The organism is Variovorax sp. 160MFSha2.1, assembly GCF_048305075.1.
In the GTDB taxonomy this organism is placed as follows: domain Bacteria; phylum Pseudomonadota; class Gammaproteobacteria; order Burkholderiales; family Burkholderiaceae_C; genus Variovorax; species Variovorax guangxiensis.
The window spans coordinates 1,978,841-1,993,009 of record NZ_CP157624.1 but is presented as its reverse complement, the minus strand read 5'-3'; the positions used below and the strand labels follow the sequence as shown (position 1 = coordinate 1,993,009).

17 protein-coding genes and 4 tRNA genes are annotated in these 14,169 nt (G+C 67.2%); 5 read left to right on the top strand and 16 right to left on the bottom strand.

All coding sequences use genetic code 11. The features are described 5' to 3' along the window. Window positions 1-134 precede the first annotated feature (134 nt). The gene (locus tag ABL838_RS08770) at window positions 135-1,112 is read left to right on the top strand and encodes a GMP reductase (protein ID WP_184635701.1); all 978 of its coding nucleotides are present in this window, start codon (window positions 135-137) and stop codon (window positions 1,110-1,112) included. Between the two features lie 16 nt (window positions 1,113-1,128). On the opposite strand, the gene ABL838_RS08765 is transcribed toward ABL838_RS08770, so the two are convergent. After that, window positions 1,129-1,995 carry an alpha/beta hydrolase gene (locus tag ABL838_RS08765; protein WP_418125070.1) on the bottom strand — a complete coding sequence of 289 codons (867 nt, stop codon included), beginning with the start codon at window positions 1,993-1,995 and terminating at the stop codon, window positions 1,129-1,131. A gap of 90 nt (window positions 1,996-2,085) precedes the next feature. Here ABL838_RS08765 and ABL838_RS08760 point away from each other — a divergent pair. Further along, window positions 2,086-2,161 (top strand) — tRNA-Ala (locus ABL838_RS08760). A gap of 49 nt (window positions 2,162-2,210) precedes the next feature. Here ABL838_RS08760 and ABL838_RS08755 read toward each other — a convergent pair. After that, window positions 2,211-2,918 (bottom strand): SDR family NAD(P)-dependent oxidoreductase, encoded by a 708-nt coding sequence (locus ABL838_RS08755; protein WP_126022834.1) that lies wholly within the window; start codon window positions 2,916-2,918, stop codon window positions 2,211-2,213. 140 nt (window positions 2,919-3,058) lie between these two features. On the opposite strand from ABL838_RS08755, the gene ABL838_RS08750 reads away from it, so the two are divergent. Further along, window positions 3,059-3,134: transfer RNA gene (locus tag ABL838_RS08750), tRNA-Lys, on the top strand. Between the two features lie 97 nt (window positions 3,135-3,231). Here the strand turns inward: ABL838_RS08750 and ABL838_RS08745 are convergent. After that, window positions 3,232-3,669 carry a hypothetical protein gene (locus ABL838_RS08745; RefSeq protein WP_418125069.1) on the bottom strand — a complete coding sequence of 146 codons (438 nt, stop codon included), beginning with the start codon at window positions 3,667-3,669 and terminating at the stop codon, window positions 3,232-3,234. 261 nt (window positions 3,670-3,930) lie between these two features. Between ABL838_RS08745 and ABL838_RS08740 the strand changes: the two genes are divergently transcribed. After that, the gene (locus ABL838_RS08740) at window positions 3,931-4,107 is read left to right on the top strand and encodes a hypothetical protein (protein WP_165909637.1); all 177 of its coding nucleotides are present in this window, start codon (window positions 3,931-3,933) and stop codon (window positions 4,105-4,107) included. A 97-nt stretch (window positions 4,108-4,204) separates the two neighbouring features. On the opposite strand, the gene ABL838_RS08735 is transcribed toward ABL838_RS08740, so the two are convergent. The 5 genes from ABL838_RS08735 to ABL838_RS08715 all read right to left on the bottom strand — a co-directional run bounded on the left by ABL838_RS08735 (window position 4,205) and on the right by ABL838_RS08715 (window position 5,826). After that, window positions 4,205-4,768: an HNH endonuclease gene (locus ABL838_RS08735; protein ID WP_418125068.1), complete on the bottom strand. Its 564-nt coding sequence runs from the start codon at window positions 4,766-4,768 to the stop codon at window positions 4,205-4,207. A 57-nt stretch (window positions 4,769-4,825) separates the two neighbouring features. Further along, window positions 4,826-4,899, bottom strand: a tRNA-His gene (locus ABL838_RS08730). Window positions 4,900-4,930: 31 nt separating this feature from the next. Beyond that, entirely contained in the window at window positions 4,931-5,131 is a 201-nt protein-coding gene (locus ABL838_RS08725; RefSeq protein ID WP_184635696.1) for a short-chain dehydrogenase, read from the bottom strand. Window positions 5,132-5,169: 38 nt separating this feature from the next. Further along, window positions 5,170-5,246 (bottom strand) — tRNA-Arg (locus tag ABL838_RS08720). Between the two features lie 376 nt (window positions 5,247-5,622). Next, window positions 5,623-5,826 carry a hypothetical protein gene (locus ABL838_RS08715; RefSeq protein ID WP_418125067.1) on the bottom strand — a complete coding sequence of 68 codons (204 nt, stop codon included), beginning with the start codon at window positions 5,824-5,826 and terminating at the stop codon, window positions 5,623-5,625. A 154-nt stretch (window positions 5,827-5,980) separates the two neighbouring features. On the opposite strand from ABL838_RS08715, the gene ABL838_RS08710 reads away from it, so the two are divergent. Beyond that, complete coding sequence (locus ABL838_RS08710; RefSeq protein WP_418125066.1) at window positions 5,981-6,373, top strand: hypothetical protein; 393 nt, start codon at window positions 5,981-5,983, stop codon at window positions 6,371-6,373. A gap of 7 nt (window positions 6,374-6,380) precedes the next feature. Here the strand turns inward: ABL838_RS08710 and ABL838_RS08705 are convergent, their stop codons facing one another. The 8 genes from ABL838_RS08705 to ABL838_RS08670 form a co-directional block, all read right to left on the bottom strand. Beyond that, window positions 6,381-6,815, bottom strand: coding sequence for an acyl-CoA thioesterase (locus ABL838_RS08705; RefSeq protein WP_418125065.1), 435 nt, complete (start codon window positions 6,813-6,815; stop codon window positions 6,381-6,383). Window positions 6,816-6,817: 2 nt separating this feature from the next. Then, window positions 6,818-7,348: a MarR family winged helix-turn-helix transcriptional regulator gene (locus tag ABL838_RS08700; RefSeq protein WP_126022784.1), complete on the bottom strand. Its 531-nt coding sequence runs from the start codon at window positions 7,346-7,348 to the stop codon at window positions 6,818-6,820. Next, window positions 7,345-8,121 carry an SDR family NAD(P)-dependent oxidoreductase gene (locus ABL838_RS08695; RefSeq protein ID WP_369659179.1) on the bottom strand — a complete coding sequence of 259 codons (777 nt, stop codon included), beginning with the start codon at window positions 8,119-8,121 and terminating at the stop codon, window positions 7,345-7,347. Before ABL838_RS08695 ends, ABL838_RS08700 begins: the two co-directional genes overlap by 4 nt. A gap of 52 nt (window positions 8,122-8,173) precedes the next feature. Next, window positions 8,174-8,926 carry an SDR family NAD(P)-dependent oxidoreductase gene (locus ABL838_RS08690; protein WP_418125064.1) on the bottom strand — a complete coding sequence of 251 codons (753 nt, stop codon included), beginning with the start codon at window positions 8,924-8,926 and terminating at the stop codon, window positions 8,174-8,176. Between the two features lie 5 nt (window positions 8,927-8,931). Beyond that, window positions 8,932-10,521: an ATP-dependent acyl-CoA ligase gene (locus tag ABL838_RS08685; RefSeq protein WP_418125063.1), complete on the bottom strand. Its 1,590-nt coding sequence runs from the start codon at window positions 10,519-10,521 to the stop codon at window positions 8,932-8,934. Then, the gene (locus ABL838_RS08680) at window positions 10,511-11,242 is read right to left on the bottom strand and encodes an ABC transporter ATP-binding protein (RefSeq protein ID WP_126022780.1); all 732 of its coding nucleotides are present in this window, start codon (window positions 11,240-11,242) and stop codon (window positions 10,511-10,513) included. Before ABL838_RS08680 ends, ABL838_RS08685 begins: the two co-directional genes overlap by 11 nt. A gap of 82 nt (window positions 11,243-11,324) precedes the next feature. Continuing rightward, window positions 11,325-13,112, bottom strand: a complete 1,788-nt coding sequence (locus tag ABL838_RS08675; RefSeq protein WP_418125062.1) for an ABC transporter permease subunit — start codon at window positions 13,110-13,112, stop codon at window positions 11,325-11,327. Beyond that, window positions 13,109-14,164 carry a branched-chain amino acid ABC transporter permease gene (locus ABL838_RS08670; protein WP_369659183.1) on the bottom strand — a complete coding sequence of 352 codons (1,056 nt, stop codon included), beginning with the start codon at window positions 14,162-14,164 and terminating at the stop codon, window positions 13,109-13,111. Before ABL838_RS08670 ends, ABL838_RS08675 begins: the two co-directional genes overlap by 4 nt. Between the last annotated feature and the right edge of the window lie 5 nt (window positions 14,165-14,169).

The window sequence follows — 14,169 nt, the reverse complement described above, 5'->3', positions numbered from 1 at the left end:
TAAAATCAATCACCGGGCCCAAGTTTCTTGCGCCCGGTTTTTTGTGGGCGTTTCCTTTGCGAAACGTACTGCAGGGGCCGGCCGGACCAAGCGCTCATTCGTTTTTTTCAACGATTCTCTTCAGGAGCCTGGTCATGCAGATTTTCGACTACGACAACATCCTCCTCCTCCCGCGCAAGTGCCGCGTGGAGAGCCGTTCCGAGTGCGACACCAGCGTCACGCTGGGCGAGCGCTGCTTCCGCCTGCCGGTGGTTCCCGCCAACATGAAGACGGTGGTCGACGAGTCGATCTGCCTGTGGCTGGCGCAGAACGGCTACTTCTACGTGATGCACCGCTTCGACCTCGACAACGTCAAGTTCGTCAAGGACATGCAGGGCAAGGGCGTGTTCGCCTCCATCTCGCTGGGCGTGAAGAAGGCCGACTACGACACCGTCGACCAGCTGGCGGCCCAGGGCCTCGTGCCCGAGTACGTCACGATCGACATCGCGCACGGCCACGCCGACAGCGTGAAGAACATGATCGGCTACCTCAAGCAGAAGCTGCCGAAGACCTTCGTGATCGCAGGCAACGTCGGCACGCCCGAAGCGGTGATCGACCTCGAGAACTGGGGCGCCGACGCGACGAAGGTCGGCATCGGCCCGGGCAAGGTCTGCATCACCAAGCTCAAGACCGGCTTCGGCACGGGTGGCTGGCAGCTGTCGGCGCTGAAGTGGTGCGCCCGCGTGGCGACCAAGCCGATCATTGCCGACGGCGGCATCCGCGACCACGGCGACATCGCCAAGAGCGTGCGCTTCGGCGCGTCGATGGTCATGATCGGCTCGCTGTTCGCGGGGCACGAGGAGTCGCCGGGCAAGACCGTCGAGGTCGACGGCAAGCTCTTCAAGGAGTACTACGGCTCGGCCAGCGACTTCAACAAGGGCGAGTACAAGCACGTCGAGGGCAAGCGCATCCTCGAGCCCATCAAGGGCAAGCTGGCCGACACGCTGATCGAGATGGAGCAGGACGTGCAGAGCTCGATCAGCTACGCCGGCGGCCGCGCGCTGATGGACATCCGCAAGGTCAACTACGTGACGCTCGGCGGCGACAACGCGGGCGAGCACCTGCTGATGTAACTGCCCTCGTCAGGCTTCAGGTTTCCAGAAGCTGCACCGCGTGCCGGTGCAGCGCATGCGCCGGATCGGCGAGCGCGTCCACCACGTCGAAGTGGTTGAGACCTGGAAGCACCTCGCACACCGGCACGGTGTTGCGGCCCCACGCATCGCGGATCATTGCGTTGTGGCGGATGAATTCCTCGCTCTCGGCGCCGCCGGCCACTGCGTAGAGCTGGCCGCGCTTCGGCGCAGGCCATAAGGCGGGACTTGCGCGCAGCACGTCGGCATCGGTCAGCTTGAGCGTGTTCTCGAGGAACGGCGTGCGCTGCAGCGGACGAAGATCGTAGAGGCCCGAGATCGACAGCGCGTTACGCACCAGGTGCGCGGGCAGGTCGGGCGCCACCGCTTTCCAGTCGCAGGCCAGCAAGGCTGCCGCCATGTGGCCGCCGGCCGAGTGGCCCGCGACCGTGATCCGCTTTGGATCGCCGCCGTGGGCAGCGATGTGGCGCCACGTCCATTCGAGCGCACGCACCATCTGCAGCATGATGCCGGGCACCGTGACCGGCTGCTCCGATGTGCCGGGGCAGAGCGCATAGTTGGGCTGCACCACGCAGATGCCGCGGTCGTTGAAGGCCGGAGCAATGAAGGAATGGTCTTTCTTGTCCATCGCACGCCAGTAGCCGCCGTGAATGAAGACCAGCACCGGCGCATCGGGCACCGGCGCGGGAAAGATGTCGAGCGTCTCGTTCACGCCCTGGCCGTAGGGCAAATCGGTGCGGGCAGGCAGAGTCTCGCGCGCCTCGGCGGATTCCCTGGCCCAGCGCTGGAAGTACGCGGGGTGGTCCTTGACCCGCGCGAGGTTGTTGTACATGCCTTCCAGCCAGGCGGGATCGAACAAGGCCATGAGGTCTTTGCTCCGTGTTTTGCGAGGCGCGCATCTTGGCACGGCGACATGCGCCAAAACGGCGGTTTTGGTTAAAATTCGCCCTGCGTTGGGGGGGTAGCTCAGCTGGGAGAGCGCCGCGTTCGCAATGCGGAGGTCGGGAGTTCGATCCTCCTCCTCTCCACCAACCGACACGGAAAAGGCCTTGGCATCCGCCAGGGCCTTTTCTTTTTTGCTCAGGTATCGAGCGTCAGGTGCTGCCCGTGCAGCGCAGCCGCAGCCGGCGACGCGAGGAATGCGATGGTCTGTGCGGCAACCGACGTCGACACCCAGTCGGCAGGATTCGCATCGGGCATCGCCTGCCGGTTTGCGGGTGTGTCGAGCACGCTCGGCGCCACGCTGTTGATGTTGACGCCATGCGGCGCAGCCTCGGCCGCCATGGCTTCCACCAGCCGCTGCAGTGCGCTCTTCGATGCGATGTACGCAGCCATCGCCGGCACGCCGCGCACCGCGACCTTCGCGGTGACGGCGATCACGTTGCCGGCACGCCGCTCGATCATCGAAGGCAGCACCGCCTGCGTCACCGCGACGAAGGACCAGGCGTTGAGATTCATCATCCGGTCCCAGCTCGCACGCGTGAGCGCATGCGTCGCCTCGCCCATCTCGAAGCCGCCGGCGATGTGCACCAGCGTGTCGATGCGGCCGAAGGACTTCAGCGTCTGCTCCGCAAGAGCCGCCATCTCGGTAGTGGAAGTCACATCGCCCGACAGGAGCAGGTGCTGCGAGTTGCCGAGCCCCGGGAACACTTCGGCCAGACGACCCGCATGATGGTCGACCAACGCAAGGCGCGCGCCCTGATCGATGAAGTGCTGGGCCACCGCGCGCCCCAGTGCGCCTGCGGCGCCGGTGATCAAGATATGTGGCGTGGTGCTGGCGTCGCTCATCGAAGTTCTCCTGGTTGAGGGCCTCTGCCCCGTAGTCGATGACGAATCCTAACGCCGCAAGTCACAAATTTTTTGGACAAGCTCGATTTCTGGGATATACTCGTGGTCTTGCCAGAAAACACTAAACGTTTTCAAAGCAAGGGCTCTTAGCTCAGTTGGTAGAGCAGCGGACTCTTAATCCGTAGGTCGAGTGTTCGAGTCACTCAGGGCCCACCACAAACACCAAAATAGCGCGGTCTCCGCGCTATTTTTTCGTCAAAGCCTCCTCAAGACCTTCCCTGAGGAGGCTTTTTCTTTGCTGGCTCGCGCCCGGTCACGAACCAGAGCTGGAAGCGGCGCCCTTCCGCGCAACCCAGTCGTCGACGCAGCGCTCCAGCAGATCCTGTCGCTCGCCCACCTCCGCCGCCAGGTATTGGCGGGCATGCGCCTGCGCCAGTTCGCTCGACAGGAACCACTGCTCGCGATCCGGGCTCCCTTGCGCCGGCGGCGCTCCCCATGCGGCAGTGCCCAGAAAGGCCTCGGTGACAGGCAATCGCCCATCGGTCTTGCCAAGCTCCGACAACGCATCGCGTGCGCCGCCAAGAACAATGCGCACCTGCACGACCTCGTCGTCCGCCTCGATCTGCGCACCGAGGCCGCCAGCCTGATGCACCTGCCAGAGCTGTGCTGCAGAAGCATTGCGAACCCAGCTCTCCAGCGCACGCGTCAAACTTTCGAGGATGATTTTCTTGTTCATAAGGGAATATTTCACGATTTACTCCATCAGCTACAAGCAGCTTGCCCCAAAGCTGCAAACGGCGCCCATCTGGCGTGGCATCTTGCACTTGCTGTCACGCAGCGCAACAACAAAGAAAGACACAGGGACATCAACTTCGAAGCCAGACGCTCGTTCGACCCGCTCATGCGGGTATTTTTTTGCCCGGCTCGCCGCAACCTCCGCAGCGACGCACGACAGCCACGGAATGCGCCCCGCCCCGGACCGTGCTTTCGGGCGTGAGCTATATTTCCGCCCATGGAAAAGGCGTCCGACATAGGCAAACCCACCGTCCCCATCGACCTGATCGGGCCGGATCACTGGCCCCGTTCGAAGCGCGGCACGGGCCGTGCAACCAAAGTCATCCTGGCGATCGTCGGCGGTCTGGCTGCAGCAGGCGTGATCGCTTACCGCTTCTTCGGTATCGGGCGCTGAAAGGCAGTCTTCGCCACGAACCAAAGCCCGCCGTCCGAAGGACAGCGGGCTTTTTTCATGGGCGCGGCGGTACAGGAAGCTCATCACAGCCCCGCACCTACTGAAGCCGCGAACCCTTGGGCAAACGCTTCGCCAGCCATTCGTGCACGTCCGCACGGATGTTGCGGCCTTCCAGCAGGAAGTTCTCGTAGCGGCTCGGCACATACGGCAGGTAGACCAGCGGCATGCCCGCCTCCTCCGGCGTGCGCGCTGCCTTGCGGTTGTTGCAGGCGGCGCATGCGCTCACGAGGTTGGTCCAGGTCCATGGGCCTCCGCGCGATTCGGGCAGCACGTGCTCGCATTGCAGGTCGCGCTCGTGGAAGACGCCCGCACAGTAGGCGCAGGTGTGGCGGTCGCGGCGCAGCAGCTTGCTCTTGGTGACGCTCGGAATCACTTCGAAGAGGTTGATCTTCGAGGCGCCGCGCAGCGCGATGATCGGCGCGACATCGATGCGCGACTGCACGCCGCGCGCCACGTTGAAACCGCCGCGCAGCGTGGCCAGCGGCTGGTCGCCGTCTTCCCAGGCGACCGAGCCGGTCGCGTAGTGCAACACCGCCTGCTCCAGCGAAATCCAGGCTTGCGGCGTGCCCTGAATGTCGAGTTGCAGGACGTGAGGGTGCATGAATCGCCTCCTTTCGCGGCGATGGTTGCGTGGTTGATGAATGAAGGAACGAAGCCATGGGGTACGCGAACGGAATCGAACCGTCGTCAGCGGGACCACAACCCGCGGCTCTGCCATTGAGCTACGCGCACCATGAAGAAGTGATGATCGGTGAGAGGCCGATTACCACTCGCCGACCGCGCGAACGCGTTGGTCGAGATCGAGGCCGTCGGACTGCAGTTCGCGACCCGGCGCTTCCTGGTTCGCGCCGCGTGCACCGGCGGTGAAACCGAAGCGCCGGACCAAGGCCAGCATCGTGGTGCGCTCGCGCGGCTGCGCCGGGCGCACGGTGATCATCCGGATCGGGGTATTGCGCTTGCGCATGGTGACTCCTCGGTTGTGTGACAGCAGGACAAAGAAACTGGCCCCACGTGCACGACTCGAACGTGCAACCCCTTGCTTCGTAGGCAAGTGCTCTGATCCATTGAGCTAACGCGGGTGGCAAAAAGAAAAAAGTGTCCGGTTACGAGTTCCGGCGCCGCCCAATCTTTGCGGCCGGTTTCCGCGGGAGGACCATCTGCATGGCCCTGTCCCGCTCGGGTTCGGTGATGTCGTCGTGCCTGGAACGGCTGTCCGCTTTCCATTTCGGTTGTGTCCTCACGCGACGGACAACGCGCTGGCGCTGCCCCGTACGACGTCGCTGCACAGGAGTGATCAATTCCTGCACATCCCGCCAGACCGTCTACGCGGTGGGCTCTGGCGGTGTGGTGAAGGCACACCCGAAATGGCAAACAGAAAACTGCACGACAAAACAAAGAGGCCCGGAACCTTGCGGTTTCCGGGCCTCTGAACGAGAGAGCTTGGAAGGTGTGCGCCTATGCGCAACCTCCACCCGGTAGCACCTGATCCTCGGTTTTTCCAAAACGCAGGCTGGCTGCGGCTTTCGTGGAATACACGTGGCTCTGGTGCTGGTTCGATCGGACCGACGGCATGCCGTCGAAACCACCGCACGCCCAGACGCGCACGAGCGATCGGCCCAATGCGGGACGAATGCTGGTGAGGATCAGTGCGGTGTTCACGATGGTTCCTGAGTCAAAAATTGCCGCTGTCGGCCGTTAGGGGTTGGAAAAATGGTACGGCTTGGAGCCGCGAGTGAAGGCAACTGTAAATAGTGTTTACGGCGGCGTCAACAACCGGGACAATCTTTTTTTGTCTTGTTGTTGTTTTTGAACAGTGCCCAATATCACCGTCGCGCGCCGCCGCAATGCGCTTGCGCTGCACCGCCGCTTTCTCGAAGAGGCCGTTGCCGCAGGCTTGCCAGCCAAGGGGCTGGACCAGGCGTTCGCGAAGAAGATCGAGATTTCCCCCAGCATGTGGAGCCAGATCAAGAGCTCCCGCCCCATCGGCGACAACCTGGCGAGGCAGATCGAAAGGCACTGCGGCGTCGAGCTCGGCTGGCTCGACGAGGAAGACCGGCCCAGCGAAGTGCCGGATGCCGCTGAGGAGCGCTTCATCGCAGCGGCGCGCGAGGCATGGCGATCGGCCAACGCCAAGGGAAAGAAGGAGCTCAGTGGCTGGCTGAAGAAGCGCGCGCAGGACGCTGGCGGCAACGAGCCCGCACTCTGAAGACGGCTCAGCCCAGCGCGGGCGCGTTGCGCAGGATGGCAGCGCGCATGTCGTCCGGAATGGCAACGGCCCGATGGGTCTCCAGCGACGTGGTCACCAGCACCTGCTGCATCTGCATGCGCACCTCGCCGCCCACTGGCTCGAAGCAGCGCACCCGCAGGGTCATCGAGCGGGAGCCGAGGCGCTCCACGGCCAGCCCCAGCATCACCTGGTCGCCCATGCGGCTCACCGCGCGGAAATCGACCTCCAGCTTCACCGTGGGCAGGCCGATGCGGCGCTGCGCCACCAGCCCGTGGTAGCTGAGGCCCAGGCCTTCGTTGACCCAGTCTTCGACGAGGCCGTTCAGCATCACGAAGTACTGCGGATAGAAGACGATGCCCGCCGGATCGCAGTCCGAGAAGCGGATCAGCCGCGGCCTGCAGAACTCGCTGTCCTCGCCCATGCTCAACCCTCCTCGCTCGCGGGCTCGCCGCGCATCACATGCACGCGCAGCAGGCCGAGCTGCGTGTGCAACTGCTTGACGGTCTTCATGTCGAGCCCCGAGAACATTTCCAGGATCCACTGCTCGTGCTCGCTCGCCATGGTCTCGAAAGTGCGGCGTCCGGTGGGCGTGAGGCTCACGATCCACGCGCGGCGGTCGTCGGGGCTGGGCGCACGGGCAACCATGCCTTCGCGCTCGAGTTCGTCCGTCAGGCCGGTGACGTTGCCGCCGGTCACCATCAGGTAGCGCGACAGCACGCGCATCTTCAGGCCGTCCTTGTAGCGATAGAGCTGCGCCATGTAGTCGAAGCGCGCCAGCGAGATGCCGAAGCGCTCGCGCAGCCGGCGACGGATCTCGGACTCGATCTGCGTGGTGCTGGCCAGCATGCGCAGCCACAGCTTGAGCACGGCATGGTCGTCGTGGCCGGCGCGGGCCTCGTGGCCCAGTTCTTCCGCATCGCTCAGCACTGCGTGCGACGCGTCGTTGCGTGTCATGTCACTTCTCCCCCTGAAACCGAAATCGACTGCCCGGTGACCGACGCGGCGCCCTCGCCGCACAGCCAGCGCACGGCGTCGGCCACTTCGGCGGGCTGCACGATGCGCTTCTGCGGATTCACGCTGGAGAACTCCGCAAGCGCATCGGCCTCGCTGCGCCCGGTCTTGCCGACCACGTTGGCGACGCTGTTGCGCAGGATATCGGTGTCGGTGTAGCCAGGGCACACAGCGTTCACGGTGACGCCCTTGCGTGCCACTTCCAGCGCCAGCGAGCGCGTGAGCCCGACTACGCCATGCTTGGCCGCCGTGTAGGCCGCCACATAGGCATAGCCCTTCTGGCCCGCCGTGCTGGCGATGTTGACGATGCGCCCCCAGCCGGCATCGAGCATGTCCGGCAGCGCGGCCTGCGCGCACAGGAAGCTGCCGGTGAGGTTGACCGACAGCATCCGCTGCCAGAGTTCGAACGATGTCTTGAGAAACGGCGCACTCTCCGCCGCCCCCGCGTTGTTGACTAGCACGGTGACGGGCCCACGCGCGGCACGGGCTTCGGCGAACGCCGCCTGCACGGCCTCCGGGTTCGCCACGTCCGCGGCGACAACGCCGTGCCCGCTGCCGGCCAGCGAATCCGCCACCCGCTGCAGCGCCTCGCGGTCACGTCCCAGCAAGGTCAGCGTGGCGCCTTCGGCAGCCAGCGTGCGGGCGATCTCCGCCCCGATGCCGCGCGCCGCGCCCGTGACGAGTGCGTGCCGGCCAGTCAGTGAATTTGAGTCCATACCTGAATGATTTAGTTCTGAACCATTTTAGCCGAGCGGCCCGGCAAGGCTGTCAGCGCATGAAACGGCCGCCGTTGAGATCCAGCGTCGCGCCGGTCATGAAGGCCGCCGCAGGAGAAGCGAGATAAACCACGGCCGCAGCCACCTCCTCGGCCAGCCCGAAGCGGCCGAGCGGAATGCCCGCCTGCAACGCGTGCTGGCGCGCAGGCGCCATGGCGTCGAGCGCAGGGCTGCGGATCGCCGCCGGCGCCAGCGCATTCACCGTCACGCCATGAGGCGCCAGTTCCTGCGCGAACGACCGCGTCAGCGCCAGCAGCCCGGCCTTGCTAGCCGCGTAGTGCACGCCAGTCGCGCTGCTGGGCTGCTGCCCCGCCATCGAACTCAGGTTGACGATGCGCCCCTCGCCCCGCTCGCGCATGTGGCGCCCCGCGATGCGGCAGCCGAAGAAGGCGCCGCGCAGGTTGATGGCCAGCACGTCGTCCCACTCCTCGGGCGTGATGTCCCAGAGGGAGGTAGACGGCGTGCGCGCCGCGTTGTTGACCATGATGTCGACGCAGCCGAAATGCGCCACGGCGCCCCCGAAGCACGCGCCGAACGCAGTCTCGTCACGCACGTCCAGCCCCAGCGCGAGCCCGCCGATCTCGCTCGCCACGGCCTCGACCGCCGGAAGCTCGATGTCGGCCAGAGCCACCCGCGCCCCCGCCTGCGCCAGTCCTCTCGCGATGGCCGCCCCCAAGCCCTGCCCCGCCCCCGTCACGAACGCCACGCGCCCGGAAAGAGGAAGCTGCGGCGCACCGTTCGTCATGCCCGTCAGGCCTTCGCGGGCCGCCCGTCCCAGGTCTGGGGCCCCACGCCGCGTTCCCGCAGCTTGAACTTCTGGACCTTGCCGTTCTCGGTGCGCGGCAGGTCGGCCAGCACGTCGATGTAGCGAGGCACGGCGAAGTACGGCAGCCGGCCTTCGCAGAAGCGCGCGAGCTCGGCCGGGTCGATGGCCGCGCCCTCGCGGGCCACCAGCGCGACCATCACCTCGTCCTCGGCAAGCTCGGAGCGTACGGGATACACCGCGCACGAAGCCACGCCTGGATGGCTCAGCAGCACCTGCTCGACCTCGAACGAGGAAATGTTCTCCCCGCGCCGGCGGATCGCGTCCTTGATGCGGTCGACAAAACGGAAGGCCCCGTCCGCATCGCGCACCACGCGGTCGCCGGTGTGGAACCAGAGATTGCGCCAGGCCTCGACCGTCTTCTCCGGCATGTTGAAGTAGCCGCTGGCGAAGGCGTACGGCTCGTCCGCGCGAAGCAGCAACTCGCCCGCCTCGCCGGCCGGCAGCGCCACGTCGTCCTCGTCGGCCACGCGCGCCTGGAAGCCGGGGCGCAGCCAGCCCATCACACCGCCGCGCGGCGAATCGGGCGCCGTGGCGAGGGCGAAGTTGGTCTCGGTCGACCCATAGCCTTCCAGCAACGATACGCCCGTGCGCGCCTTGAACGCGGCACCGGCGGCAGCCGGCACGCCGGGCCCCAGCCCGATGCGCACGCGGTGGTCGCGCTCCCCGGCCCCTTCGGGCTGGGCCAGCAGGATCGGCACCATCGCCCCCAGCAGATAAACCACCGTCGCCCCGCTCGCGCGCATCGTCGGCCAGAAGCCCGATGCCGAGAAGCGCGGCTCGAACACCACTTGCGAGCCCGTCAGCGCGGCCTGCGCGAAGGTGTTGAGAGCGTTGATGTGGAAGAGCGGCAGCGTGGTGCACAGCACGTCGTCGGCGCCCACGCCGAGCACTTCCGCGCTGTTCACGCCCCACCAGAAATACTGTGCGTGCGGGCAGACTACGCCCTTCGCAGGCCCGGTCGTGCCCGACGTGTAGAGGATCGCGAGCGCATCCCCAGGCTGCACCGGCGCAGGCTCGACGGGTTCTCCATGCGCGGGATACGCCACGACACGCACGCCCGCAGGCGCACGCCAGGCGTCCAAAGCTGTCTCGCCGACGACCCAGATCTCGCGCAGCACGGTACGCCCCAGGTTTGCCGCCGCGAGCCGCTCCACGAGGCCCGCTTCGATCACCAGCAGCTTCGCCTCGCTGTTCGCGAGGAAGTATTCGATCTGCGGCCCCATCGACGCCGTATTGACCGGCACCGTCGACGCACCCAGCCATCCCGCTCCCAGGAAGCTTTCGAGAAACTCGACGCGGTTGCCGCACATCACCGCGATGCGATCGCCACGCACCACGCCGGCCGCAGCCAGCGCCCCGGCCCGCACGGCTGCGGCCTGCGCCGCATCGCGATGCGTCCACTCGCCCCCCGCGATCTTCAGCAGCGCGCGCGAACCGAACAGCCCCGCCTGCCGCTGCAGCATCGCCGGCAGCGTGCGCTGCGCGGGCGGCACGGCACGGGGCTCAGTCGTCATCGTGTGTGCCTCCGCCGAGGTAGGTGGCCTGCACCCGCGAGTCGCTCGCCAGCTCGGCCGAGGCGCCGGACAGCGCGATCTCGCCCGTTTCCAGCACATAGCCGTGGTCGGAGCTTTCGAGCGCGGCGCGCGCGTTCTGCTCCACAAGCAGGATCGACACGCCGTCCTCTCGCAGCTTGCGCACGATGGCCAGGATGTCGCGCACGATCAGCGGCGCCAGGCCCAGGCTGGGCTCGTCGAGCATCAGCAGGCGCGGCGCCGACATCAGCGCGCGCCCCACGGCCAGCATCTGGCGTTCGCCGCCCGAGAGCGTGTCGGCGCGCTGCGAGCGGCGCTCGGCCAGGCGCGGAAAGCGGTCGTACACCGACTGCAGCCGCTTCTTCATCGCGTCGCCGCGCAGGCGCTTGGCATAGGCGCCGAGCTGCAGGTTGTCGAGCACGGTGAGCTCACCGAACAGCTCTCGCTTCTCGGGCACCAGGCACAGGCCCCGCTCCACGCGCGCTTCCACGTCGAGCCCCTGCAGGTCTTCGCCCTCGAAGCGCAGCGTACCCTTGCATGGCAGCAGGCCCATGGCGGCCGCCAGCAGCGTGGTCTTGCCCGCGCCGTTGGGACCGATCACCGAGATGATCTGGCCCGGCTGCAGGTCGAGCGACACGCCGCGCACCGCCTCGACCTGTCCGTAGGACACGTGCAGATCGCCGATCTCCAGCATCGCGGTCATACCCACACCCCCAGGCTCGTCACTTCGTGTACTTCGCGCACCCCCTGAAGGGGGCCCGCGCCTTCGGGCGGCCGTGCGGCGCTCATACGACGCTCCCCAGATAAGCCGCCTGAACGCGCTCGTCGGCACGCACCGCCGAAGGCACGCCCTCCACGAGCTTGGAGCCGAAATTCATCACCACCAGCCTGTCCACCAGTTTCATCACGAAGTCCATGTCATGTTCCACGATGAGGATGGTCACGCCCTCCTCGCGCAGCTTGCGCAGCAGGTCGCCGAGCGCCATCTTCTCCTTGCGGCGCAGCCCGGCCGCGGGCTCGTCGAGCACCAGCAGCACCGGGTCGGCGGCCAGCGCGCGGGCGATTTCCAGGATGCGCTGCGTGCCCAGCGGCAGGCTGCCCGCCTGTTCGTGCGCGCGGTCGCCCAGGCCGATGCGGTCCAGCTGGCGCTGAGCCTCCTGCAGGATCTGCTGCTCTTCCGTGCGATCGAGCCGCAGCCCCGCCTTCAGGATGCCCGAGCGCGTGCGCGAATGCGCGCCCAGCGCCACGTTGTCGAGCAGGCTCATGTGCGGGCGCAGCTTCACGTGCTGGAAGGTGCGCGCCAGCCCCAGCCGCGCCACCTCGCGCTGCGGCATGCCGGCGATGTCGTGCTCGAGAAAGCGCACCTGGCCCGAACTCATCGGCAGCGTGCAGGTCAGCAGGTTGAACATGGTCGACTTGCCCGCGCCGTTGGGCCCGATCAGGCCGACGATCTCACCGGCCTTCACGTCGAAGCTCACGTCGTTCACCGCCACCAGACCGCCGAAGCGCTTGACCGCGCCGTTCACCGACAGCACCGGCGAGCCGCGCGCGGGCAGCGTGCGGTGCGGCAGCGGCTCGACCGCCGGCCCATCGTGGCGCGAAGGCCCGCGCGCGCCGGCGCGGCGTCGCGTCCAGCGGCGCAGCAGCCCCATCACGCCGCCGCGCGCGAAGTGCAGCAGCAGGATGAAAAGCGCCGCGAAGGCCACCGCCTCCAGCTGGCCCGCGCGCTGCGTGAGCATCGGCAGCACGTCCTGCAGGCCGTTCTTCAGCACCAGCACCAGCGCGGCGCCCACCAGCGCGCCACCCAGCTGGCCGAGCCCGCCGGCCACCGCCATCAGCAGGTACTCGATGCTGGCGCGCACGTCGAAGGGCGACGGGCTCACGAAGCGGTTCATGTGCGCGTAGAGCCAGCCCGCCAGCCCCGCGAGCAGGGCTGCGGTGACGAACAGCGAAAGCCGCACGCGGTACGCATCGGCCCCCACGCTCGCCAGCAGCGTCGCGCCGCCGCGCAGCCCGCGAATCGCGCGCCCCGGCCGCGACCGCAGCAGGTTGTGGCTGAACAGGCAGGCCAGCCCGACCACCGTCCAGATCAGGCAATACATCGCGCGCGGATCGGCCAGCGACCAGCCCGCGATCTGCAGCGGCGGAATATTCGACAGGCCCGTGTGCCGCCCCAGCGCATCGACATTGCCGAACAGCATCGCGATGGAAAGGCCCCAGGCGATGGTGCTCAGCGGCAGGAAGTGCCCGCCCAGCCGCAGCGTCAGCATGCCGATGGCCAGCGCCGACAGCCCCGTGAGCAGCAGCGCGAACAGCAGCCCCAGCCAGGGCGACATGCCCTGCGTGGTGGTGAGCCACGCGGTCGCATAGGCCGCGATGCCCACGAAGGCCGCCTGCCCGAAGGAGGTGGCGCCGCCCACGCCGGTCAGCAGCACAAGGCCCAGCGCCACGAGTGCGCCGATGCCGATGTCGTTGAGCAGCGAGACGGTGAAGCTGCCCGCGAACACCGGCACCAGCGCCAGCACCACGACGAGCCCGGCGATCCACGCCATGCGTTTGCGATTGCCGTTCATTCGTCCACCTCGTCTTCTTCCTCTTCGGCATGCGCGGCCATGAAGGAGCGCAGCATCAGCACCGGTATCAGCAGGCTGAACACGATCACGTCCTTCAGCGCGCCGCTCCAGAACGAGGCGAAGCTCTCGACCACGCCGACCGCGAGCGCGCCCACGGCCGTCATCGGGTAGCTCACGAGCCCGCCGATGATCGCGGCCACGAAGGCCTTCAGGCCGATGATGAAGCCCGAGTCGTAGTACATCGTCGTCACCGGCGCGATCAGCACGCCGATCAGCCCCGCCAGCAGCGAGGCGCACCCGTACGCCAGCAACGCGGTGCGCACCGGCCGGATGCCGACCAGCCGCGCGCCCACACGGTTGACCGCCGTGGCGCGCAGCGCCTTGCCGGCCACCGTGCGCTCGAACACCAGGAAGAAGAGGCCGCTCAGCACGATGGCCGCCCCCACCATCAGCACCACCTGCCCGCTGACGGTGAAGCCCTCGCCCAGCGTGAACACGGCGCTGGTCAGCGGCGTGGTGCGCGAGCCCTCGGGCCCGAAGAACAGCAGGCCCAGGCCCGACAGCAGGAAGTGCAGCGCCAGCGACACGATCAGCAGCACCAGCACCGACGCGTCGGCGATCGGCTGGAACACCACCCGCGCCAGCAGCGGCGCGATAGGCACCACCAGCAGCACCGCCACCGCGATGTGCACCGCCACCGGCACGCCTGGCCGCGCCGCGAGCCACGCCAGCGCGCAGGGAATGGCGGGCAGCACGCCCCAGGTCAGCACCGCCTTCGGAATGCGCGCGGTCTCGCCGCGCCGCACGAGGCTGCCTACTTCGGTGGCCAGGGCCAGCGCCGCAAGCACCGCGACCATGCCGATGGTCGGCGGCACGCGGCCGGTCTCGAAGGCCGCGAGCGACAGCGCCGCGAAGGCCGCGATGTCGCCGAAAGGCACGAACACCACCCGCGTGACCGAGAAGATCAGCACCAGCCCGAGGCCGGCCAGCAGGTAGATGGCACCGTTGGCAAGGCCGTCGGTGATGAGGATGAGCGCCACGTCCCACGTCATGGCGC

What these genes read in the sequence shown, in the direction of transcription:
- ABL838_RS08755 (WP_126022834.1), bottom strand. Translation starts at nt 2,918, where the DNA reads ATGAGCGACGCCAGCACCACGCCACATATCTTGATCACCGGCGCCGCA.
- ABL838_RS08690 (WP_418125064.1), bottom strand. Translation starts at nt 8,926, where the DNA reads ATGACGAACGGTGCGCCGCAGCTTCCTCTTTCCGGGCGCGTGGCGTTC.
- ABL838_RS08735 (WP_418125068.1), bottom strand. Translation starts at nt 4,768, where the DNA reads ATGCACCCTCACGTCCTGCAACTCGACATTCAGGGCACGCCGCAAGCC.
- ABL838_RS08725 (WP_184635696.1), bottom strand. Translation starts at nt 5,131, where the DNA reads ATGCGCAAGCGCAATACCCCGATCCGGATGATCACCGTGCGCCCGGCG.
- ABL838_RS08695 (WP_369659179.1), bottom strand. Translation starts at nt 8,121, where the DNA reads ATGGACTCAAATTCACTGACTGGCCGGCACGCACTCGTCACGGGCGCG.
- ABL838_RS08680 (WP_126022780.1), bottom strand. Translation starts at nt 11,242, where the DNA reads ATGACCGCGATGCTGGAGATCGGCGATCTGCACGTGTCCTACGGACAG.
- ABL838_RS08765 (WP_418125070.1), bottom strand. Translation starts at nt 1,995, where the DNA reads ATGGCCTTGTTCGATCCCGCCTGGCTGGAAGGCATGTACAACAACCTC.
- ABL838_RS08770 (WP_184635701.1), top strand. Translation starts at nt 135, where the DNA reads ATGCAGATTTTCGACTACGACAACATCCTCCTCCTCCCGCGCAAGTGC.
- ABL838_RS08705 (WP_418125065.1), bottom strand. Translation starts at nt 6,815, where the DNA reads ATGGGCGAGGACAGCGAGTTCTGCAGGCCGCGGCTGATCCGCTTCTCG.
- ABL838_RS08740 (WP_165909637.1), top strand. Translation starts at nt 3,931, where the DNA reads ATGGAAAAGGCGTCCGACATAGGCAAACCCACCGTCCCCATCGACCTG.
- ABL838_RS08685 (WP_418125063.1), bottom strand. Translation starts at nt 10,521, where the DNA reads ATGACGACTGAGCCCCGTGCCGTGCCGCCCGCGCAGCGCACGCTGCCG.
- ABL838_RS08675 (WP_418125062.1), bottom strand. Translation starts at nt 13,112, where the DNA reads ATGAACGGCAATCGCAAACGCATGGCGTGGATCGCCGGGCTCGTCGTG.
- ABL838_RS08670 (WP_369659183.1), bottom strand. Translation starts at nt 14,164, where the DNA reads ATGACGTGGGACGTGGCGCTCATCCTCATCACCGACGGCCTTGCCAAC.
- ABL838_RS08700 (WP_126022784.1), bottom strand. Translation starts at nt 7,348, where the DNA reads ATGACACGCAACGACGCGTCGCACGCAGTGCTGAGCGATGCGGAAGAA.